21 protein-coding genes and 1 pseudogene are annotated in these 19,762 nt (G+C 64.9%); 7 read left to right on the plus strand and 15 right to left on the minus strand.

What is annotated here, in order from left to right; all coding sequences use genetic code 11:
* The 6 genes from CWS35_RS25560 to CWS35_RS25585 form a co-directional block, all read right to left on the minus strand.
* Entirely contained in the window at window positions 1–1,353 is a 1,353-nt protein-coding gene (locus CWS35_RS25560) for a pyruvate dehydrogenase complex dihydrolipoamide acetyltransferase (RefSeq protein ID WP_100954486.1), read from the minus strand.
* A gap of 2 nt (window positions 1,354–1,355) precedes the next feature.
* Window positions 1,356–1,661 carry a DUF5076 domain-containing protein gene (locus CWS35_RS25565; RefSeq protein WP_024583574.1) on the minus strand — a complete coding sequence of 102 codons (306 nt, stop codon included), beginning with the start codon at window positions 1,659–1,661 and terminating at the stop codon, window positions 1,356–1,358.
* Between the two features lie 5 nt (window positions 1,662–1,666).
* Window positions 1,667–3,055, minus strand: coding sequence for a pyruvate dehydrogenase complex E1 component subunit beta (locus CWS35_RS25570; RefSeq protein ID WP_100954488.1), 1,389 nt, complete (start codon window positions 3,053–3,055; stop codon window positions 1,667–1,669).
* Between the two features lie 45 nt (window positions 3,056–3,100).
* A complete protein-coding gene (pdhA, locus tag CWS35_RS25575; RefSeq protein ID WP_043855714.1) occupies window positions 3,101–4,120 on the minus strand; it encodes a pyruvate dehydrogenase (acetyl-transferring) E1 component subunit alpha in 1,020 nt (339 codons plus the stop codon).
* 161 nt (window positions 4,121–4,281) lie between these two features.
* Window positions 4,282–4,599 (minus strand): septum formation initiator family protein, encoded by a 318-nt coding sequence (locus tag CWS35_RS25580; RefSeq protein WP_024583571.1) that lies wholly within the window; start codon window positions 4,597–4,599, stop codon window positions 4,282–4,284.
* Window positions 4,600–4,683: 84 nt separating this feature from the next.
* Window positions 4,684–5,235: an NADPH-dependent FMN reductase gene (locus CWS35_RS25585; protein WP_024583570.1), complete on the minus strand. Its 552-nt coding sequence runs from the start codon at window positions 5,233–5,235 to the stop codon at window positions 4,684–4,686.
* 284 nt (window positions 5,236–5,519) lie between these two features.
* On the opposite strand from CWS35_RS25585, the gene CWS35_RS25590 reads away from it, so the two are divergent.
* Entirely contained in the window at window positions 5,520–6,632 is a 1,113-nt protein-coding gene (locus CWS35_RS25590; protein ID WP_100956659.1) for a D-alanine--D-alanine ligase family protein, read from the plus strand.
* Window positions 6,633–6,694: 62 nt separating this feature from the next.
* Here the strand turns inward: CWS35_RS25590 and CWS35_RS25595 are convergent, their stop codons facing one another.
* The 5 genes from CWS35_RS25595 to eno all read right to left on the minus strand — a co-directional run bounded on the left by CWS35_RS25595 (window position 6,695) and on the right by eno (window position 11,996).
* On the minus strand, window positions 6,695–7,543 hold the full coding sequence (locus CWS35_RS25595) for an SDR family NAD(P)-dependent oxidoreductase (protein ID WP_100956661.1): 849 nt from the start codon (window positions 7,541–7,543) through the stop codon (window positions 6,695–6,697).
* Window positions 7,544–7,697: 154 nt separating this feature from the next.
* Window positions 7,698–8,834: a zinc-binding dehydrogenase gene (locus CWS35_RS25600; RefSeq protein WP_100954490.1), complete on the minus strand. Its 1,137-nt coding sequence runs from the start codon at window positions 8,832–8,834 to the stop codon at window positions 7,698–7,700.
* A 220-nt stretch (window positions 8,835–9,054) separates the two neighbouring features.
* Window positions 9,055–9,804, minus strand: a complete 750-nt coding sequence (locus CWS35_RS25605; RefSeq protein WP_157817228.1) for a hypothetical protein — start codon at window positions 9,802–9,804, stop codon at window positions 9,055–9,057.
* Between the two features lie 158 nt (window positions 9,805–9,962).
* The gene (locus tag CWS35_RS25610) at window positions 9,963–10,610 is read right to left on the minus strand and encodes a hypothetical protein (RefSeq protein ID WP_157817229.1); all 648 of its coding nucleotides are present in this window, start codon (window positions 10,608–10,610) and stop codon (window positions 9,963–9,965) included.
* Window positions 10,611–10,712: 102 nt separating this feature from the next.
* Entirely contained in the window at window positions 10,713–11,996 is a 1,284-nt protein-coding gene (gene eno, locus CWS35_RS25615; protein WP_024583565.1) for a phosphopyruvate hydratase, read from the minus strand.
* 123 nt (window positions 11,997–12,119) lie between these two features.
* Here eno and queF point away from each other — a divergent pair, with 123 nt between their 5' ends.
* Complete coding sequence (gene queF, locus CWS35_RS25620) at window positions 12,120–12,596, plus strand: preQ(1) synthase (protein ID WP_100954496.1); 477 nt, start codon at window positions 12,120–12,122, stop codon at window positions 12,594–12,596.
* 79 nt (window positions 12,597–12,675) lie between these two features.
* Window positions 12,676–13,344, plus strand: a complete 669-nt coding sequence (locus CWS35_RS25625) for a hypothetical protein (RefSeq protein ID WP_157817230.1) — start codon at window positions 12,676–12,678, stop codon at window positions 13,342–13,344.
* Window position 13,345: 1 nt separating this feature from the next.
* On the opposite strand, the gene CWS35_RS25630 is transcribed toward CWS35_RS25625, so the two are convergent.
* Both CWS35_RS25630 and kdsA read right to left on the minus strand, forming a co-directional pair.
* A complete protein-coding gene (locus CWS35_RS25630; RefSeq protein WP_024583562.1) occupies window positions 13,346–14,554 on the minus strand; it encodes an MFS transporter in 1,209 nt (402 codons plus the stop codon).
* A gap of 15 nt (window positions 14,555–14,569) precedes the next feature.
* Window positions 14,570–15,427 carry a 3-deoxy-8-phosphooctulonate synthase gene (kdsA, locus tag CWS35_RS25635; RefSeq protein ID WP_024583561.1) on the minus strand — a complete coding sequence of 286 codons (858 nt, stop codon included), beginning with the start codon at window positions 15,425–15,427 and terminating at the stop codon, window positions 14,570–14,572.
* Window positions 15,428–15,632: 205 nt separating this feature from the next.
* Between kdsA and CWS35_RS25640 the strand changes: the two genes are divergently transcribed.
* On the plus strand, window positions 15,633–15,968 hold the full coding sequence (locus CWS35_RS25640) for a PAAR domain-containing protein (protein ID WP_024583560.1): 336 nt from the start codon (window positions 15,633–15,635) through the stop codon (window positions 15,966–15,968).
* A 55-nt stretch (window positions 15,969–16,023) separates the two neighbouring features.
* On the opposite strand, the gene CWS35_RS25645 is transcribed toward CWS35_RS25640, so the two are convergent.
* A complete protein-coding gene (locus tag CWS35_RS25645) occupies window positions 16,024–16,350 on the minus strand; it encodes an NIPSNAP family protein (RefSeq protein ID WP_100954500.1) in 327 nt (108 codons plus the stop codon).
* A 167-nt stretch (window positions 16,351–16,517) separates the two neighbouring features.
* Here CWS35_RS25645 and CWS35_RS25650 point away from each other — a divergent pair, with 167 nt between their 5' ends.
* The 3 genes from CWS35_RS25650 to CWS35_RS25660 all read left to right on the plus strand — a co-directional run bounded on the left by CWS35_RS25650 (window position 16,518) and on the right by CWS35_RS25660 (window position 19,331).
* Complete coding sequence (locus CWS35_RS25650) at window positions 16,518–17,192, plus strand: response regulator transcription factor (RefSeq protein WP_024583558.1); 675 nt, start codon at window positions 16,518–16,520, stop codon at window positions 17,190–17,192.
* Complete coding sequence (locus CWS35_RS25655) at window positions 17,189–18,568, plus strand: HAMP domain-containing sensor histidine kinase (RefSeq protein WP_100954502.1); 1,380 nt, start codon at window positions 17,189–17,191, stop codon at window positions 18,566–18,568. Before CWS35_RS25650 ends, CWS35_RS25655 begins: the two co-directional genes overlap by 4 nt.
* A 103-nt stretch (window positions 18,569–18,671) precedes the next feature.
* Window positions 18,672–19,331: a class I SAM-dependent methyltransferase gene (locus CWS35_RS25660; protein WP_100954504.1), complete on the plus strand. Its 660-nt coding sequence runs from the start codon at window positions 18,672–18,674 to the stop codon at window positions 19,329–19,331.
* 217 nt (window positions 19,332–19,548) lie between these two features.
* On the opposite strand, the pseudogene CWS35_RS40150 reads toward CWS35_RS25660, so the two are convergent.
* Window positions 19,549–19,674 (minus strand): annotated as a pseudogene (locus tag CWS35_RS40150) (ClpX C4-type zinc finger protein); the annotation flags it as partial.
* Window positions 19,675–19,762: the final 88 nt, after the last annotated feature.

Raw genomic sequence — 19,762 nt, forward strand, 5'->3', positions numbered from 1 at the left:
TCAGACCATCATCATCACGGGGTTTTCGATCAACTGCTTGAAGGCGCCGATCAGCTCGGCACCGAGCGCGCCGTCGATGGCGCGGTGGTCGCACGACAGGGTGACGCTCATCATCTGTGCGATCTCGATCTTGCCGCCACGTACGACGGGGCGCTCCTCCGAGGTGCCGACCGCGAGGATCGAGGCATGCGGCGGGTTGATCACGGCGGTGAAGTGGTTGATGCCGTACATGCCGAGGTTGGAGACTGCGGTGGTGCCGCCCTGGTATTCCTCCGGCTTCAGCTTGCGGGCGCGGGCGCGCGCGGCGAAATCCTTCATCTCGTTGGAGATGGTCGACAGCGTCTTGGTCTCGGCCTTGCGGATGATCGGGGTGATCAGGCCGCCCGGCATCGCCACCGCGACGCCGACGTCGGAATGCTTGTGCTTGAGCATGCCGCCTTCGGTCCAGCTCACGTTGCAGTTCGGGATCTTCTGCAACGCCACCGCCATCGCCTTGATGACGAAGTCGTTGACCGAGATCTTGTAGAGCGGCTTCTTCTCCTTGTCCTTCGGCGCTGACGCGTTGATCTCCTCGCGCGCGGCGAGCAGCTTGCCGATGTCGCAGTCGATGGTCAGGTAGAAGTGCGGGACATTCTGCACCGAGGCGGTGAGCCGCTGCGCGATGGTGCGGCGCATGCCGTCATGCGGGACGATTTCGTAGGAGCCCGGCTCGTACAGCGCCAGGATCTGCTTGTCCGACATCGACGGCGCGATGCTCGGGCCGGCCGCTGCGGGCGCAGCCGCCGGCGCCTTCAGGCCCTTGCCGGACTTGGCCTCCTCGACGTCACGCGCGACCACGCGGCCGTGCGGGCCGGTGCCGGTGATGCGGGCGATCTCGATATTGGCTTCCTTGGCGAGGCGCCGCGCCAACGGCGACGAGAAGATGCGGGCGTGTCCATTGGCCTGCGCCGCGGGAGCTGCTGCCGGCTGTGGCGCCGGTGCAGCGGCCGGTTTCGGCTCAGGCGCGGCCGCAGGAGCCGGCTTAGCTGCTTCGGCGGGCTTCGGTGCCTCGGCAGGCTTGGCCGCCGGTGCCGCGCCGCCTCCGGCGTTAGCCGCCGCCTTCACGTCCTCGCCGTCGCCGGCGAGCACCGCGATCACGTCGTTGACCGGCACGTCCTGGGTGCCCTCGGGCACCACGATCTTGGCGATCGTGCCTTCATCGACCGCCTCGACTTCCATCGTCGCCTTGTCGGTCTCGATCTCCGCGATCACGTCGCCGGACTTGACCTTGTCGCCCTCTTTCTTGAGCCACTTGGCGAGGTTGCCCTTTTCCATCGTCGGCGACAGCGCGGGCATGAGAATATTGATCGGCATTGTCAGTGACCTTGTTGCGACCGCGGTTTGGTTTGGCCCATGTCGGTCGGCCGGGCGATTTCGGCTTCGAACATCTCGACGATGCGCGCGAGCGCTTCGTCCTCGGTGTATTCGCTCTCGCGCGAATAGGCACGCGCAGCATGGCGGGCGATGTCGACGAGCATCAGCCCCCACATGTCCGGCTCCTCGAAGGCGCGCTGGAACGCGATCGACAGGCCGCCATCGACGACGAAGGCGCGCAGCACCTCGATGGCATCGTCGCGCCCCATCACGTCGGGCGGCAGCGGCTGCTCTTTGGGACCGGCCATCGGCGCTACCGGTAGGACACGGCCTTGGCGGCCGCGACCACCTCGGCGACGGAAGGCAGAGCGAGCTTCTCGAGGTTGGCTGCGTAAGGCATCGGCACGTCCTTGCCGGAGACGCGCGCAACGGGAGCGTCGAGATAGTCGAACGCATGCTCCATGATGCGCGCGGCGACCTCGGAGCCGACGCCGCTCTGCTGCCAGCCCTCCTCGACCGTGACCGCACGGCCGGTCTTCTTCACCGAGTTGATGATCGTCTCGGTGTCCATCGGACGGATGGTGCGGAGATCGATCACCTCGGCCTCGATGCCTTCCTTGGCGAGCTCATCGGCGGCCTTCAGCGCATAGGACATGCCCATCGCCCAGGAGACGATGGTGACGTCCTTGCCGGAGCGCGCAATCCGCGCCTTGCCGATCGGCACCACGAAATCGGGCAGCTTCGGCACCTCGCCGGTGTGGCCGTACAGCATTTCGTTCTCGAGGAAGACCACCGGATTGGGATCGCGGATCGCGGCCTTGAGCAGGCCCTTGTAGTCGGCGGCCGAGTACGGCGCGATCACCTTGAGGCCCGGGATCTGCGAATACCAGGCGGCGTAGTCCTGGCTGTGCTGGGCGGCGACACGGGCGGCGGCACCGTTCGGGCCGCGGAACACGATCGAGCAGCCCATCTGGCCGCCGGACATATACAGCGTCTTGGCCGCGGAGTTGATGATCTGGTCGATCGCCTGCATCGCGAAATTCCAGGTCATGAACTCGACGATCGGCTTCAGCCCGGCCATCGCGGCGCCGACGCCGACGCCGGCAAAACCGTGCTCGGTGATCGGCGTATCGATCACGCGCCGCGCGCCGAACTCCTGCAACAGGCCCTGCGTCACCTTGTAGGCGCCCTGATATTCCGCGACCTCTTCGCCCATGATGAAGACGTCGCCGTCGCGGCGCATCTCCTCGGCCATCGCATCGCGCAGCGCCTCGCGGATGGTCTGCGTGACCATCTCGGTGCCGGCCGGAATTTCCGGATCGGGCAGCGCCTCGCTGACCGGCGCGGCCGGCGCTTCCGCCTTTGCATCCGACTTGGCGTCGGCAGCAGGTGCAGCCTCCGCGGCCTTCGGCTGCGGCGCCGCAGCGGCCGGCGCCTTGGCGAGATCGGCGGCGCTTTCGCCGTCGGCCAGGATGGTGGCGATCGGCGTATTCACCGCGACATCGGCGGTGCCTTCCGGAATCAGGATCTTGCCGAGCGTGCCCTCGTCGGTGGCCTCGACCTCCATCGTCGCCTTGTCTGTCTCGATCTCGGCGATGACGTCACCGGACTTGATGGTCTCGCCTTCCTTCTTCAGCCATTTGGCGAGGTTGCCCTTCTCCATGGTGGGCGACAGCGCAGGCATCAGCACTTGAATGGGCATATCGGCTCCCGAAATCGGTCTTGAAATTAGTCTGCGCGGGTGGGGTCAGCGGTAGATGTCGGTGTAGAGCTCGGACGGATCGGGCTCCGGATCGTGCTGTGCGAAGTCGGCGGCTTCGTTGACGATCTCGCGCACCTCGGCGTCGATCGCCTTGAGGTCCTGCTCGCTCACGCCTGAGGCCAGCAAGCGGTTGCGCACCTGCTCGATCGGGTCCTGGTCGTGACGAACCTTCTCGACCTCCTCGCGCGTGCGGTACTTGGCGGGATCGGACATCGAGTGACCACGGTAGCGGTAGGTCTGCATTTCCAGAATGATCGGACCATTGCCGCCGCGGCACCAGGCCGCAGCCTCATCGGCGGCGGCCTTCACCGCGCGCACGTCCATGCCGTCGATCTGCTTGCCGGGAATGTTGAAGGAGACGCCGCGCTTGGAGAAATCCTGCTGGGCAGACGCGCGCGACACCGAAGTGCCCATCGCATAGCGGTTGTTCTCGATCACATAGATCACCGGCAGCTTCCACAGCTCCGCCATGTTGAAGCTTTCGTAGACCTGGCCCTGGTTGGCCGCGCCGTCGCCGAAATAGGTCACGCTGACGTTATCGTTGCCGCGATAGCGGTTGGCGAATGCAAGGCCGGTGCCGAGCGACACCTGCGCACCCACGATGCCGTGACCGCCGTAGAAATGCTTCTCCTTGCTGAACATGTGCATGGAGCCGCCCTTGCCGCGGGAATAGCCGCCGCGGCGGCCAGTCAGTTCGGCCATCACACCCCTGGATTCCATGCCGCAGGCCAGCATGTGGCCGTGGTCACGGTAGCCCGTTATGACCTCATCGCCCGGCTTCAGCGCCATCTGCATGCCGACCACGACGGCTTCCTGGCCGATGTAGAGATGGCAGAAACCGCCGATTGCACCCATGCCGTAGAGCTGACCGGCCTTCTCCTCGAAGCGCCGGATCAGCAGCATGTCGCGCAGAGCCTTGAGCTCTTGTTCCCTGGTGAACTCGGGCGGCGAGCCAGCCTTCTCCTGCCCTGATTCTTTTGCGACGGTTTTCTTGGGTGCGGCCATGGCAATTCCGGGTGAGAGAAGTCGGAGAACCCTCTCTAACCCAACTCAAATCGCCTTGGAAGGATTGCGTTCGCTGGATGGAATTTTGCTATGCCGCAGTGCAGCGCGGCGCGACACTTTTGTGATAGCGCGTGAGTGTTTTTGAAATTTGAGAACGCAAGTCAGTTCGACTTGTTGATCCGAACCAGATCACGCGGGTTGACGTAGTCGAGCTGGAAGCGCGCACGCTCGTCCAGCATGTCGGGATCGACTCGATCCGACCGCAGCAGCGACACCCGCTGCTCGCCTTCGGCCCGCTCCTTCTTCAATCGCGCCAGCTCCGAAGTCAGCGCGATGATCTCCTGATCGAGCTCCTGGCGCGCGTTCAGGCCGTATTTGCCGGTGTAGGCGTTGACGCCGAAATAGCCGACCATCAGCGCCGCCAGCGTGTAGAGGGCGAGACCGGACAGGATCGATTTGAGGCGCGTGCGGGAAACCATGGCCGCGAAGATGCGGCCATGGCGGTTAACGGAGTGCTAAGGGCGCGACCATTTGACCACGAAAGCGCCGCGCGCTTCAGCAGCTCAGCGGTTCTGCTTTTCGACGAAGGCCGCGAAGGCGTCGAGATACTGTTGCAGCACGCCCTTGAGCGACTCCTTGGTCAGTTCGCCCTTGTCGTCGAAGGCATCGCCGACGCCATTGAGGTAAGTCTCCGGCTGGCCGAGGATCGGGCCGGCGATGCCGGGCAGGATGTTCTGCAAATGCTTCACCGCGCTTACGCCGCCGAGCGGTCCGGGCGAATTGCCGATCAGGCCGACCGGCTTGCCGGCGAACGAGCTCTTGCCATAGGGCCGCGAGCCAACGTCGATCGCGTTCTTCAGCACGCCCGGGATCGAGCGGTTGTATTCAGGGGTCACGAACAGCACGCCGTTCGATTTTTGCAGCTTCTCGCGGAACGCCAGCCAGTCGGCCGGCGGGGCCGCTTCGAGATCCTGGTTGAAGAAGGAGATGCCGTGCAGCGTCGTGACGTCGAGCTTGAGCGAGGCGGGCGCGAGCTTGGCCAGCGCATTGGCGATCTTGAGCGACAGGCTCTCCTTGCGGATGCTGCCGACGATGGTGACAATGTTATAGGCCATAGCAATTCCCCTCGGGTTGCGCGTGAAAGCGTCGACCTCACCTACCGGCGCGCCAAGAACGATGCAAGTGCATGGATCGTCCAATTCCGGAAACGCAGCGTTCACGAAATTGACCGAACGAGCCCTGCTCCTCTGCCTCTTGGGCGAGCGCCGTCCGGCGCCGTTAAAAGCCATTCCGCCTGAAAGCCGGCTCAGACGCAACCCGGGGCCAATTGTCGACATGTTCCTCGAACCATACTGTGGCTCGATTCCATGCACCTTTCCGGTTGACCGACGAGCACGCCATGGCAGAGCGCAAGATACGGGTCGCAATCCTGTTCGGCGGGCGATCGGCCGAACATGACGTGTCGCGGGCGTCGGCAGCGAACGTGCTTCGCTCGCTCGACCCGGATCGCTACGAGACCACGGCGATCGGCATCACCCGGGACGGCCGCTGGATCGCAGCCGACGCAGGCAACGGCGCCGGCGCAGGTAGCGGATCACTCACCATTCCAGACCACGGCCCGCAACTCGCCTTGCTGCCGGGCCGACAGGGCCGCGTCGTCGTGCTACAGGGATCGGCGGCACCTGCGGAATTGCCGGCGTTCGATGTCGTCTTCCCAGTCCTGCACGGCCCGAACGGCGAGGATGGCACCGTGCAGGGTGCGCTCGAACTCTCCGACGTGGCCTATGTCGGCTCGCGCGTGATGGGCTCGGCGGCAGGCATGGACAAGGATGTCGCCAAGCGCCTGATGCGCGAGGCGGGATTGCCGATCGTCCCCTTTGTCGTGATGTCGGCTGCGGCTCCGATCAGCTATGCCGATGCGGTCGGCGCGCTCGGGTCGCGCGAACTGTTCGTCAAGCCAGCCAACATGGGATCATCGGTCGGCGTGTCGCGGGCAGGCAATGCGGAGGAGTTCGAGAGCGGCTGCCGATTGGCGCTCCGCTTCGACAGCAAGATCCTGATCGAGCGCTGTGTCGCGCCGGTCCGGGAAGTCGAATGCGCCGTGCTCGAGGATGCCGAGGGCCGCGTCCGGGCCTCCCAGCTCGGAGAGATCGTGCCGTCCGACAAGCACGGCTTCTACTCATACGACGCAAAATATCTCGATGCCGACGGCGCCCTGCTTCAGGTGCCCGCCGACGTCCCGCCCGCCGTCGCCGATCGCATCAAGGAGCTCGCGATCAGGACGTTCGGCGTGCTCGGCTGCGAAGGCATGGCGCGCATCGACTTCTTCCTGCACGGCGAGCAGGCGTTCGTGAACGAGGCGAACACCCTGCCCGGCTTCACCAATATCAGCATGTATCCGCGGCTGTGGGAGGCCAGCGGCCTGCCGCAGCCCGCGCTGATGGATGTGCTGATCGGCCATGCCCTCGAGCGTCACAAGCGCTCCAGGGGGCTGGCATTCATGCGCGAGTAGAATTTGCCTCGGGCAGCACGACCGCCCGACGACGCCCATCGGTCTGGTGGAACGCTGCGCGCCTACCGTTTCGGGTTGCGCCGGCGGATATGGTCGAAGCCTTGCTTGATTGCGGCGAAGCGCGCGTCGATGATCGGCTCGAATTCGAGGTCGGTGAAGATATAGGGCCAGTCGTTCTCGACGCCTTCGCGGACCAGCTCACCGACATACATGGGATCGATGCCTTGGGAGATGCGTTCCCGGACCAGATTGATCCGTTCGGCAATCGGGCCCGACGTCGGCAAGACACGGAGCTCGCCCTCGAAGCGCTGCGGCAGGTTGCGCCTTGAGTCCACGATTTGAGTGCGGATGAACCCGGGACACAGCACCGATACGCCGATCCCGCGGGGCGCCAGCTCGAGCCGCAAGCCCTCGGACAGCGCGACGACGCCGTACTTTGAAACGTTGTATGCCGTGCTCCCTCCTGAGATAAGCCCAGCAATCGAGGCTGTGGAGACGATGTGTCCACCTTCGCCATGCTGCTCGATCAACGGCCCGAAAATCTCGATCCCCCAGATGGTCGCCATCAGGTTGACCCCCAGGGTCCAATCCCAGGACGCATCGGTCCAGGCGCCATAGGGCCCACCGCCACCGACGCCCGCATTGTTGACCAGGATATGCACCTTGCCATAGCGGGCAATCGTGGCTTCGGCCGCCGCCACGAGTTCGGACTTGAGTGAGACGTCCGCTTTCACGCCGTCGACATCGGCGTTGGTGCTCTTCAATCGCTCGATCGCCGCGGACAGGGCTTGTTCTTCGATATCGCAAAGCATGACTTTCGCCCCCGCCTGGGCGAGAGCAGTCGCGATCCCCAGCCCGATGCCTGAGGCAGCACCGGTCACGAACGCAATCTTTCCAGCGAGTTCTTTCACGCGCATTCTCCTTCCGCAGACCGAGACGCTGGCTCAAAACGCCAAGCGTCTCCGGACGGAATATGACCGCGATTTCCAGCGATTGGGAAGCGCGCGGATGTTCGCTTCTGCGCCAAGCTTGGAGCTGCCCGGGGACAGCCTTTCGCTTCGATCCTCAGCCCTTGTTCGGGTTGATCAGGAATTTCTCGCCGGTTGCGCGCTTGCCATAGACGGCGATGTTGTCGAGCTGCAAGGTTCCCTGCAACGACACCACCTTGGTGTAGTGACTTGCGAACGTGGTCTTCAACTCGGCCACCACGCGCTGGCGCAGCTTGTTGCCGGCCTCCGGGCCGATCTTCATCAGGAACGGGAACAGCAGCCAGCCGCCGACGCCCCAGGCCATGCCGAAGCCGCGCGGCAGCTCGATCGAGCGGGTGTCGAGGCTACCATAGACATAGACCTGCTTGTGCACATTCGAGCCGTAGCGGCTGTAGGCCTTGGCGGTCTTGTTGATTGCGGTCTCCATCGCGACCAGGATCTGCCCGGCGAGCTTGCCGCCGCCGATCGCGTCGAAGGCGATGGTCGCGCCGGTCTCGACCAGCGCGCTGGTCAGATCGTCCATGAAGCTGGGTGCGCTGGAATCGACGACGTGCTTGGCGCCGATCCTGTGCAGGATGTCGGCCTGCTCCTTGTTGCGCACGATGTTGACGAGGCCGATGCCGTCCTTGAGGCAGATCTTGTTGAGCATCTGGCCGAGGTTCGACGCCGCCGCGGTATGCACCAGCGCCTTGTGTCCCTCGCGCCGCATCGTCTCGGTCATGCCGAGCGCGGTCAAAGGATTGACGAAACAGGATGCGCCTTCCGCCGGCGTGATGCCTTCGGGCAGCGGCAGGCATTCGTTGACACGCAGCGTACGGTATTGCGCATACATCGCGCCGCCGATCATCGCGACCGTCTTGCCCATCAGCGCTTTCGCGGCGTCCGAGGAGCCGGTCTTGATCACGACGCCGGCGCCTTCATTGCCGACCGGCATCGACTCGTCGAGCCGCGCGGCGAGGCCGGCCATCGCCGCCTCCGGCACCCGGGCGGTCACCACGGGCAATTCCCTGCTGCCGGAAACCTTGGCCGATGACATGTCGGCCGGGCCGATCAGGAGGCCGAGATCGGACGGATTGATCGGGCTCGCCTCGACCCGGACCACGACTTCGTCGGGGCCGGGCTCGGCGGTCGGGACATTGACCAGCGATAGCTCCAGTTCGCCATTCTTCTTGAGCAGCGAACGCAGTTGCAGCCCATTCTTGCCGTCACTCATCGCACATCCTCCCTCGACTTCCATTTGCTGCCCTGAAGTTGGACGCTCCCCAGGGTCGGCCCCGTTACCTTCGGCCCTGCCGATATGGGCCGGGTCGACAACGAAGTCCAGCAATTGGCGACTTCAAAAGGATAGTTTCAAGACGACGGCTTCGGCGTAGGCATTTTTACCCAGCGCTGCGGTGTCGCGCGCGCCCGCGCGCGGCGGGGTCATCTTGCGCCTACGGCATCAGGCCGCGCCGCACCGCGTGCGACAACGACGTGTCGATCGTCCCCATGGCGGCCGGATCGCTCCTGAACGTCGCGATGTTGCGGACCGCAAGAAGCTTGTCGAGCTCGTTCTGCTCGATCAGTCCCGTTGCGAGCATCTCTTCGATCCTGAAGTCATCGACCACGAATGGCTTGCCGGCAGACCGGCAGATCGTCTTGATCGGGCAATAGACGTCTCCCTTAATCGCCGTGACCTGCGCGGCCTCGCGCTCGATGGTTCGCTCTCTCTTCGCAAACTGCTCGGCAAACTGCGGATCGAACAGGACGAGCAGCGTTTCCTGACGATCCGACGCGAGAAGACGAAACAGAAGCAGCGACACGACCGTAATCTTGGCGGCGGATCCCGATAGGTGTTTGGCCAGCGGACTGCTTTCGAGTGATGCACATGTGACGCCGATCGCGATACCGAGCGCCAGGATCAGATCGAACTCGGCATTTCCGTATATCTTGTCACCAAACCATTGCACGATGCAGGAGGCCAGGGCGATCGGAACGTGAAGGGCCGTGAATCTGGCGCCATCCGTGCTGCTGGTGAACACCCAGCAAAGCCAGATCAGCGCGGCAAGCGCGGACCACTGCAGATGACCGAGATTGCCGATCAGGTGAGCGATGTCGTAGTCACGGGCCGTGAACAGGTTGCGGAAAAAATCGGATCCGAAGATTGCACCACACAGCGCGAGCCCGGCGGTCGCGGCGATCACGCTGGCGACGACCGCGGGGATCGCGCTGGCGCGGCGGCGTGCGAGGAGCCAGATCACCGCAGTCAGCGGGATCGCGATCATGCTGTGCTTCCAGAAGCCACCGATGACCATGACGAGCAGCGGACCAAGCGCCGATCGCACGCCCGATCGTTCCGAGGTCAGGAGCCATGCGAGGCCGCCCCCATGATCGCCTCGCCGGCAAGTTGCGGATCATTCGCCCCAACATAGTTCGTGAAGTTGTGGGACATGATCGCGACGTACCACAATGCCCCGATGGCGGGACCGAAGATCCCGCCCGCCAGTGCCCGAACGCAGACGAAGATTTCGACGCTTACGGCGATCAACGCGACCAGCGACAGCCAGCGCCCGACAAAGAGATTGTCCGCGAGAAGATTGCCCAGCGAGCCAACGCCGTAGAACGAGAGCGGCGGATAGTTGTTGACGACGAGAGCGCTCGGGGCCGGATAGATCGTTTTCCAGGCCGCCGCAGCGTCCTGGAAGTAGGCGTTCCAGGTTTCCGTGAACCAGATTTCGATCAGGAATTGCGATCGCCAGACCGGGTAGAAAAAGAAGTAAAGCGCGACCAATGCCGTCGCCCCGATAAGGGCGGCATCAACCCGATCAAGAACAGTTGGGACGTCGAGAGAGAGTTTCCGGTTACTCGCCCCGACAACGGAAATGTTCGACAACACGCTGAAACAGTGGCCGAAGGAGCGACCAATGGCAACCGAAAGGTAAGACAGTAATGATCCGGAATTGCCTTCCTCACGAAATGCGGGGCTTCCGCACGCGGACGCCGGAGTCATCACCCGCTACCTGGCGACGCCATACACGTCGCCAGCCCAATCGACCGCTCACAGCGCGAGGACGATGGTAAGCCTCGTTACCGCGCGTGAGCTTGGCGTTCCTTACGACAGCGCCTTCAAGGCCGCCCTGCCCGCGTATTTCGCCTGGCTACCGAGTTGCTGCTCGATGCGCAGCAGCTGGTTGTACTTGGCGGTACGGTCGGAGCGCGCCAGCGAGCCGGTCTTGATCTGCCCGCAATTGGTGGCGACAGCGAGGTCGGCGATCGTGGAGTCCTCGGTCTCGCCGGAGCGGTGCGACATCACGGCGGTGTAGCCGGCCTTGTAGGCCATCTCGATCGCCGCCAGCGTCTCGGTCAGCGTGCCGATCTGGTTGACCTTGACCAGGATCGAGTTGGCGCGGCCATGCTTGATGCCGTCGGCGAGCCGGGTGACGTTGGTGACGAACAGATCGTCGCCGACCAGCTGGCACTTGTTGCCGATCGCGTCCGTCAGCTCCTTCCAGCCCTCCATGTCGTCTTCCGACATGCCGTCCTCGATGGTGACGATCGGATAGCGGCCGACCAGATCGGCGAGATACTTCACCTGCTCGGAACGCGAGCGGGTCTTGTTCTCGCCGCCATAGACGTAGGAGCCTTCCTTGAAGAACTCGGTGGAGGCGCAGTCGAGGCCGAGCACGACGTCGTCGCCCGCCTTGTAGCCGGCCTTGCCGATCGCGTTCATGACGAATTCGAGCGCGGCATCGGCCGACGGCAGGTTCGGCGCGAAGCCGCCTTCGTCGCCGACATTGGTGTTGTGGCCGGCCTTCTTCAGCTCGCCGCGCAGCGTGTGGAAGATTTCCGAGCCGCAGCGCAGCGCTTCGGCGAAGCTGCTGGCGCCGACCGGCAGGATCATGAACTCCTGGAAGTCGATCGGGTTGTCGGCATGCACTCCGCCATTGATGATGTTCATCATCGGCACCGGCAATGTCCGCGCCGAGGTGCCGCCGACATAGCGATACAGCGGCATGTCGAAGGATTCCGCGGCAGCCTTGGCGCAGGCCAGCGAGACGCCGAGGATGGCGTTGGCGCCCAGCCGGCTCTTGTTCGGCGTGCCGTCGAGCTCGATCATGATCTGGTCGATCGCGACCTGCTCCTCGACGGCCTGGTCGCTGAGTGCCTCGAAGATCTCGCCATTGATGGCGGCGACCGCCTTCTCGACACCCTTGCCGAGATAGCGCGACTTGTCGCCGTCGCGCAGTTCCACCGCCTCATGGGCGCCGGTGGAAGCCCCCGACGGCACCGCCGCGCGGCCAATCGACCCATCCTCCAGCACCACATCGACCTCGACCGTGGGGTTGCCGCGGCTATCCAGGATTTCGCGGCCGATGATGTCGACGATGTCAGTCATGAGAACCTCTTTTGGCAGTGCGGGGGGCAGATGGCGGTGCTTCTACCGCAATGCATCGAGGGGGAAAAGGCCGGGTGACGGGCGCCCCCGCATTGGATAAGAGGACGCCACGGAGACCCCCTGATGGCAAAGAAATCCACCAAATCAACCACCTCCCCCGACCTCCAGCTCGGCCGCGCGGTGCAATGGCCCGACGCGCCGGAAAAGGCGCAGCTCGACCGCGTGCCCAACCCACAGGCTAGTACCGATTATCTGGTACGCTTCACGGTGCCGGAATTCACCTCGATCTGCCCGGTGACGGGCCAACCGGATTTCGCCCATCTGGTGATCGACTTCGTGCCGGGCCGCTGGCTCTTGGAATCCAAATCACTGAAGCTGTTTGCCGCGAGCTTCCGCAACCATGGCGCATTCCACGAGGATTGCACCGTCATGATCGGCAAGCGGATCGCCGACGAGATCAAGCCGAAATGGCTGCGGATCGGCGGCTACTGGTACCCGCGCGGCGGCATCCCGATCGACGTGTTCTTCCAGACCGGCCGGTTGCCGAAGGGCATCTGGGTCCCGGACCAGGGCGTCGCGACGTATCGCGGGCGGGGCTAGGGCGGCCCCCTTTAACCTTCGCTTCAACTCTGCTTCGCTACGGTCGTGTGGACTTTCTTATGCAACCTGCAGGCCACACGTGAATGACACTTCCAATTCGGCCACCTTTGACGCTCGTCAACTTCGCTTCTGGCTAGCAACCCTTTCTCCCGGCGATCTGTCTGTAAATGAAGGCGCGGCAGCTCACCCCGGAAGCCTGATGATCACCAGCATCGGAAGCCCCAATGATGCGTTGTGGTCGCAGATGGAACGCGCGGGTTGGGCGCAACAGATCGCGGGCGATGACCTCTCCATCGCGGGCGTAGCGAGTACCTACGCTTTCACGGAGCTGGGCGCGCATGCAGTGACGAAGGCACTCACCGAACTCGCCTCCTGGAATGCCGAGGTAATGGCGTTATTCAAGGGATTCGACGCGCCGGAGCACGTGCGACAGCTCAGCGGTGTCTTTAGCCGATTGTTCCTTCGAACAGAGGCCCAACTCGCCATCGCAAAGAAAACGACTCCCGCAACAGAGGAAGGTCTGGTTCGGCAGCGTGACTACGTCCTGGCACTGGACGAGATCAGCAAGGGCGTCCGGATGGCGGGGCAGTACATCATCGAGGCCCTTGCGCTTGGTCCGGACAGCGACCTTGGTCGAGTCCGCGTAGAGCGAAGCACGGCCGGCCTGCGCTATGCGGAACAATGTCTGACGGAATGGGCAGCCGAGATGCGCACTCAGCAATCCGACAGTTCGTCGCCGTCGTCCTGATCTAAGCCTCGACATCCGGCCGCGCCGCCGCATCCGTCGGTCGCGTCTGCTTCAAAAATCTCGCGCAGATAAATCCGAGCACCACCATCACCGCCGCGGCCGAGACCAGCGTTGCGGTCTTGCCGGCATGTTGCAGCCCAAAACCGTAGGCGATCGGGCCGACGGTCTGGCCCATGAAGAAGAAGAACGAGTGCAGCGACAGCGCGGTGGCGCGCGCCTCGACCGAGAGCTCGCTGGCGAACACCTGCAAGCAGCCGTGGATCATGTAGAAGCCGAGGCCCATCACCATGAGGCCCGCCATCTGCAATTTCCAGTGCGGCCCGAAAGCGACGCCGACTAATTGAATTGCCACCAGCGTCGCACCCGCGATCATCATCCCCCTCACCCCGATCAGCGGCAGCATCCGCGCCACCGTCAGCGTGTAGAGCAGTCCGCCGATCGCAAAGCCCGCGATCACGATGCCGGCGATCGACAGCGAGGTCTCGCCGAGCTCGAACAGGAACGAGGCGATGAAGGGAAACAGCCCAAGGACGCAGCAGCCTTCGATGAAGACAGCCGAGTAGCAGATGCGCGCGTTCGGATTGGTGAAGATGGTGCGATAGCCGTGGCGCAGCGCCTTCAGGCTGGTGCGCGGCGGACGGTTCAGCGCGGCGCCGCGGAAGCCGGCTGCGACCGCGAGCGCGACGATGATCACAAGGCCGCCGAGCACCGCGAGTACGCCGCGCCAGCCGAGGAAGTCACCGATCAGGCCGGAGGCCGTGGCGCCCAGCAGATTGCCGGTCATCGAGCCTGCGAGAGTCCGCCCGATCGCAAGCTGCCGCTTGTCCGGCCCGACCAGGTCGCTGGTCAGCGACAGCGCCACCGGAAACACCCCGCCCGAGCCGATGCCGGCCAGGATGCGGGTCACGAACAGCATCGGGAACGAGGTCGACAGCGCGCCGAGAATGCTGGCGACGCCGAGCAGTCCGAGGCAGATCGTCATCAGGCGCGCCTTGCCGAACAGATCGGCGGCGGCGCCGATCGCCGGCTGGATGATTGCGAAAGTGAAGGCGAACACCGCGGCAAAGCTCGCCGCAGTCGCGATGCTGACGCCGAAATCGTCGGCGACATGCGGCAGCACCGGATCGAGCGCGCGCACCGACAGGCTCGCCGCGAAGGTCGCCAGCGTGATCACGTTGAGAACCGGCGGCATGCCGCTCTTTGCGGTCATGTCGCGGTCCGTCTGTCAGGTTGCGGTCTTGGCGAGCGCGTCGAACTGCATCAGCCGCCTGACGAGGGCTTCGAAGTCGCGCAGCGGCACCATGTTCGGACCGTCCGACGGCGCGTGATCCGGATCGGGATGGGTCTCGATGAACACGCCGGCGACGCCGACTGCGACCGCGGCGCGCGCCAGCACCGGCACGAACTCACGCTCGCCGCCCGACGAGGTGCCCTTGCCGCCCGGCTGCTGCACCGAATGGGTGGCGTCGAAGATCACGGGCGCACCGGTGGTGCGCGCAAGGATCGGCAGCGCGCGCATGTCGGAGACCAGCGTGTTGTAGCCGAACGACGCGCCGCGCTCGGTGACCAGCACGTTGGCATTGCCGGCGCCGGTGATCTTGCTGACCACATTGGCCATATCCCACGGCGCCAGGAACTGGCCCTTCTTGACGTTGACGACCTTGCCGGTCGCAGCCGCAGCCAGCAGCAGGTCGGTCTGCCGGCACAGGAAGGCCGGGATTTGCAGCACGTCGACCGCCTGCGCCACCTCGGCGCACTGGCTGGCTTCGTGCACGTCGGTCAGCACCGAAAGCCCGAGCGACGAGCGGATCTCGGCGAAGATCGGCAGCGCCTGCGCAAGCCCGATGCCGCGCGCCGCGGTCGCGCTGGTGCGGTTCGCCTTGTCGAACGAGGTCTTGTAGACGAGGCCGATCTTCAGCCGCGCCGCGATCTCCTTCAACGCGGAGGCGACTTCAAGCGCATGTGCGCGGCTCTCCAGCTGGCAGGGACCGGCGATGATCGAGATGGGCGAGGCGTTGCCGAATTCGGCCGATCCGACGGCAACGATCGGCGCGGCGGCCCGCGCGGAAACCTGGTTGGTCAAAATGCTGCATCCTTTTGGCCTGCGACCATGCAATCCCGCGCGGGGCGGATCAAGCCGTCCCGCGCGATGAGGGGGTTGCGCTGGCGCCGTGGGTGCGCCGTGCTATCACAATCCTGCCCTATCAGCCCCTATAGACTGCCGCGGAACAGATTCCCAAGACCGGATTTCAGACCGGATTTCAAGACCGGATCGTACGAGGAACGCGATGCGCATTTCGCTGGTGCTCGGAGCCGCGGCCGCCCTGTCGGCAATATCGGGACTGGCCCATGGCCAGGCCAACAGCCAGCCCGGCGTCGTCACCAGCGGCGCCGCCGGCGTCACCATCAACGGCAAGCCGGCCGCGCGCAGCGGCGATACCACCAGCAATGGCGGCCCGCTGGTCGAGGGCGTGCCCAACGTGCTGATCAACGGCAAGCCGGCGGTGGTCATGGGCGACCGCACGCATTGTGGCGGCAAGACCACCTCGGGCAGCCACGGCGTCTTCATCAACGGCAAGCCGATGGTCCGCGAAGGCGATCAAACCTCGGGTTGCCCGCAATAGCCGTCGCAGGGGGCGCGACAAGACCAATCATCGCGCCCTCAACTCCGCGCCCGTGCTACTTCACCGACGAGAACGCGGTCGGCACCAGCAGCTGGTTTTCGATGGTGAGAACGATCTGGCCGTCCTCCTCGGTCTTGGCGCGCGCGGCGAGCCATTCCGGGTCGGTTGCGAACGCCGTCCATTTTGTCTCGCGCTCGGCCAGCGATTCCCAGGCCAGCAGATAGGTCAGGTCCTGGTTGGATTCGCCGACCAGCGTCGTGAAGAAGCCGGCCTGCCTGATGCCGTGCTTGTCCCAGAGCTTCAGCGTGACGGTTTCGAAGCGCTTCAGCAGCGCCAGCAAGCGGCCCGGCAGGCAGCGATAGACGCGGGTCTCGTAGATCATTGGCGGTCCTCCCAGATGGTTGTGCGGGCGGTTATACCGAGCGGGTTCCAGACTGTCTTGAGGGGGTGACAACATGGCACCCCTGCTCGCCCGCGGCGGCCATTCCCGCAATGTTGTTGCAATGTTACTTGCCCTAGAACCAGCCGTGGGAGCAGGACGAAGAACACATGCGGATACTGCTGGTTGAAGACGAGGCCGAGATGGCGGCGGCGCTGGCGCAGGCGCTGAAAGGCTACGACATGGTGGTCGACCATGTGCCGAACCTTGCCGAGGCCGAGGAGGCGATTTCCGCCGACGTGCATGGCGCGGTGCTGCTCGACCGCCAGCTGCCCGACGGCGACGGGCTCTCGCTGATCCCGAAGCTGCGCGCCAAGGCCGACGGCGTTCCGATCATCGTGCTGACCGCGCGCGGCGACCTCGCCGATCGCGTCAGTGGGCTCGACAGCGGCGCCGACGACTATCTGGCCAAGCCGTTCGCGGTCGAGGAGCTGATGGCGCGGCTGCGCGCCGTGCTGCGCCGACCCGCCGGCGTGCAGTTCGAGATCATCAAGGCCGGCCGCATCGCGTTCGATTGCAGCCACCGCGAGGCCAGCATCGAGGGCCGCCCGTTCGAGCTGCCGCGGCGCGAGCTGTTGGTGCTGGAGACGCTGCTGCGCCGCATGGGGCGCACCGTGCTGCGCGCGACGCTCGAGGAAGCGGTCTACAATTTCGAGGACGAGATCCAGTCGAACGCGCTCGACGCTCACGTCTCGCGGCTCAGGCGCAAGCTCGCCGACGCGGGTGCCGGCGTCGAGATCCACAGTATCCGCGGCGTTGGCTATCTGCTGAAACAGACGTCATGAGCGAACAGGCCGATCACTATTGCCTGCGCTCCAAATTGAGCTGGCGACTGGTGGCGCTCCAGGCGCTGCTGCTCGCGATGCTGATCGTCTGCCTGATCAGCGCGCTGTGCGCCACCGGTTTCCTGATCGTTCCGCGCGACGAGGATCACGTCATCTCCATCGTGCAGAGCGCGATCGCGCGCGATGCGCAGGGCAATCTGGTGTTACGCCCGACCGCCGACCTCAAGCAGCTTCGCGACAACACGCCGGACCTCTGGTTCCTGGTGCGCGACCGGGGCGGTCACTCGCTGTCGGAAGGCGCGGTACCGCCCGAATTCGCCAGGATCGGCGATGCACTCGACCAGATCAGCCAGGCCAGACTCGGCTGGCAGATGTTCGAGGACGATCCGCGCAAGCCGCCGGCGCGGCTGAAGCGCGTCAATTCCGACGCCGGCCCGGTACAGGTGCTCACGGCCACGCAAGGGCCGACGTCGAGCCTCAAGACGGCACTCGCCACGACGCTGGCATTCCTTGCCATCGCCCTGCCCGGCCTGTTGCTGATGGCGTGCGCCACGTTCATCGCGACGCCGATGGTGGTGAAGCGCGCGTTCGCCGGCCTCGACACCGCGGCCGACCAGGCGCGCCGGATCGACTTCCGGCAGCGCGGCAGCCGGCTGTCGGCCGACCATTTGCCGCTCGAGGTCGCACCGCTGGTGACCGCCGTCAACGATGCGCTGACGCGGCTCGACGACGGCTATTCGCGCCACCAGCGTTTCGTCGCGGACGCCGCGCATGAATTGCGCACGCCGATCGCGATCCTCAACACCCGGCTGGAGTCGCTGCCGCCGGGCCCCGAAAAAAACCGACTGCTCGAGGATTCGGCGCGGCTGGCGACGCTCGCCGAGCAGTTGCTCGACATCCAGCGCTTCGACCAGTGCCGCAATCCGTTCGAGCGCGTCGATCTCGTCGCGGTCGCGCGCAATGTCGCCGCCGACCTCGCGCCGCTTGCGATCGCGGCCGGTTATGAATTGTCGCTCGAGACTGCAATCGATCGGATCGAGACGCAAGGCGATCGCGCCGCGCTGGAGCGCGCGCTGACCAATCTCGTGCAGAATGCGATCCAGCATGGCGGCCGGCGCGGCACCATCACGATCCATGTCGGCAGCGCCACGACCATCGACGTGTCAGACGAAGGCGACGGCATTCCGCAGGACCAACGCACGCGGATCTTCGATCCGTTCTACCGGCTCGCGCCGCTCGATCGCGGCGCCGGCCTCGGGTTGAACATGGTGCGCGAGATCGCAAGGCTGCATGGCGGTCACGTCTCCGTGCTCGACGGACCGAAAGGCGGCGCGTGCTTCCGGCTCACTTTGCCGCCAGCGCCGTTCGCGTCATGACGCGAGCAACATCGCGCAATGTTGGCGCAATGCAAGTGCCGCAAAGAAGATGGCGCGCCACGCAGATGAGTCGAGGCGCTGCGACACTTTGCTGGGAATCCCAATGGCACATGATCTCCTCTCTTTCTTCACGGCGTGGATGGCAGCCCCCGGCCGCGTCGGCGCCATCGCTCCGTCGGGCGCGGCGCTCGCCGAACTGATCACGCGCGACATCACCGCCGAGACCGGCCCGGTGCTCGAGCTCGGTCCGGGAACGGGCGCCTTCACCTATCAGCTGCTGAAGCGCGGCGTGCGCCAACAGGACCTCACGCTGATTGAATACGGTTCGGATTTCATGCGGCTGTTGCAGCTGCGCTTCCCCGGCGCGCGCGTGCTGTGGATGGATGCGGCGCGGCTGGCCTCAGAGCGGCTCTATGACGGCGCGCCGGTCGGCGCCGTGGTCAGCGGATTGCCGCTGCTCAACATGTCGCCGCGCAAGGTGATCTCGATCGTCAGCGGCGCGTTCAGCTATATGCGTCCCGGCGGCGCGTTCTACCAATTCACCTACGGCATGCGCTGTCCGGTACCGCGACCGATCCTCGACCGGCTCGGCCTGCGCGCCACGCTGGTCGATCGCGCGATCATGAACGTGCCGCCCGCCGCGGTCTACCGGCTGACGCGACGTCCGCAATACAAGCTAATGACACGGGACGTCACGCCCGCGGCGAATGCGGGTGTTTCGCCCTCCACGAGGGAACGCGAGGCCAGCATCGTGCCGGTATGAACCGGTCGGCTGACCACGCTTACGAAAAACGCTGCCATGCTGCTTGACGCGATACGCCGAGCGCCTGCCCGATCGCTTCCCAGGTCACGCCGCGCGCGCGCAGCGCGTCGACGTGACCGTTGAGGAAGTTGCCCGCGGTCTCGGCGACTGCCGCCGAGCGCGGCAGCAGCTTGAGCAAGTCTTGCTCGGAGTATGTGGTCCAGTCGGGACTGAGCACCGCAACCGGCTCGCCCCCGAGGTGCTTGTTGCAGAGCCCGACGCACTCGTCGCAGATGAACACCGATGGTCCGGCGATCAGCGCTTTGACGCTGTCGGAATCCTTGCCGCAGAATGAGCAGAACAATGACGGCGTCGGCGTGGTCGCAGCATTGGCTTTGGTCGACACGGCAAGCCTCCTTGTCAAGGGAGGCTTGACAATAGCCCGTCGCGCA

The sequence above is a fragment of the Bradyrhizobium sp. SK17 genome (assembly GCF_002831585.1).
GTDB lineage: Bacteria > Pseudomonadota > Alphaproteobacteria > Rhizobiales > Xanthobacteraceae > Bradyrhizobium.

Bases quoted from the DNA above. Each gene is read 5' to 3' on its own strand.
- pdhA (WP_043855714.1), bottom strand. From the start codon at position 4,120: ATGGCCGCACCCAAGAAAACCGTCGCAAAAGAATCAGGGCAGGAGAAG.
- CWS35_RS25560 (WP_100954486.1), bottom strand. From the start codon at position 1,353: ATGCCGATCAATATTCTCATGCCCGCGCTGTCGCCGACGATGGAAAAG.
- CWS35_RS25640 (WP_024583560.1), top strand. From the start codon at position 15,633: ATGCGCATTTCGCTGGTGCTCGGAGCCGCGGCCGCCCTGTCGGCAATA.
- CWS35_RS25660 (WP_100954504.1), top strand. From the start codon at position 18,672: ATGGCACATGATCTCCTCTCTTTCTTCACGGCGTGGATGGCAGCCCCC.
- CWS35_RS25645 (WP_100954500.1), bottom strand. From the start codon at position 16,350: ATGATCTACGAGACCCGCGTCTATCGCTGCCTGCCGGGCCGCTTGCTG.
- CWS35_RS25610 (WP_157817229.1), bottom strand. From the start codon at position 10,610: ATGACTCCGGCGTCCGCGTGCGGAAGCCCCGCATTTCGTGAGGAAGGC.
- queF (WP_100954496.1), top strand. From the start codon at position 12,120: ATGGCAAAGAAATCCACCAAATCAACCACCTCCCCCGACCTCCAGCTC.
- CWS35_RS25630 (WP_024583562.1), bottom strand. From the start codon at position 14,554: ATGACCGCAAAGAGCGGCATGCCGCCGGTTCTCAACGTGATCACGCTG.
- CWS35_RS25585 (WP_024583570.1), bottom strand. From the start codon at position 5,235: ATGGCCTATAACATTGTCACCATCGTCGGCAGCATCCGCAAGGAGAGC.
- CWS35_RS25590 (WP_100956659.1), top strand. From the start codon at position 5,520: ATGGCAGAGCGCAAGATACGGGTCGCAATCCTGTTCGGCGGGCGATCG.
- CWS35_RS25570 (WP_100954488.1), bottom strand. From the start codon at position 3,055: ATGCCCATTCAAGTGCTGATGCCTGCGCTGTCGCCCACCATGGAGAAG.
- CWS35_RS25580 (WP_024583571.1), bottom strand. From the start codon at position 4,599: ATGGTTTCCCGCACGCGCCTCAAATCGATCCTGTCCGGTCTCGCCCTC.
- eno (WP_024583565.1), bottom strand. From the start codon at position 11,996: ATGACTGACATCGTCGACATCATCGGCCGCGAAATCCTGGATAGCCGC.
- CWS35_RS25655 (WP_100954502.1), top strand. From the start codon at position 17,189: ATGAGCGAACAGGCCGATCACTATTGCCTGCGCTCCAAATTGAGCTGG.
- CWS35_RS25600 (WP_100954490.1), bottom strand. From the start codon at position 8,834: ATGAGTGACGGCAAGAATGGGCTGCAACTGCGTTCGCTGCTCAAGAAG.
- CWS35_RS25650 (WP_024583558.1), top strand. From the start codon at position 16,518: ATGCGGATACTGCTGGTTGAAGACGAGGCCGAGATGGCGGCGGCGCTG.
- CWS35_RS25565 (WP_024583574.1), bottom strand. From the start codon at position 1,661: ATGGCCGGTCCCAAAGAGCAGCCGCTGCCGCCCGACGTGATGGGGCGC.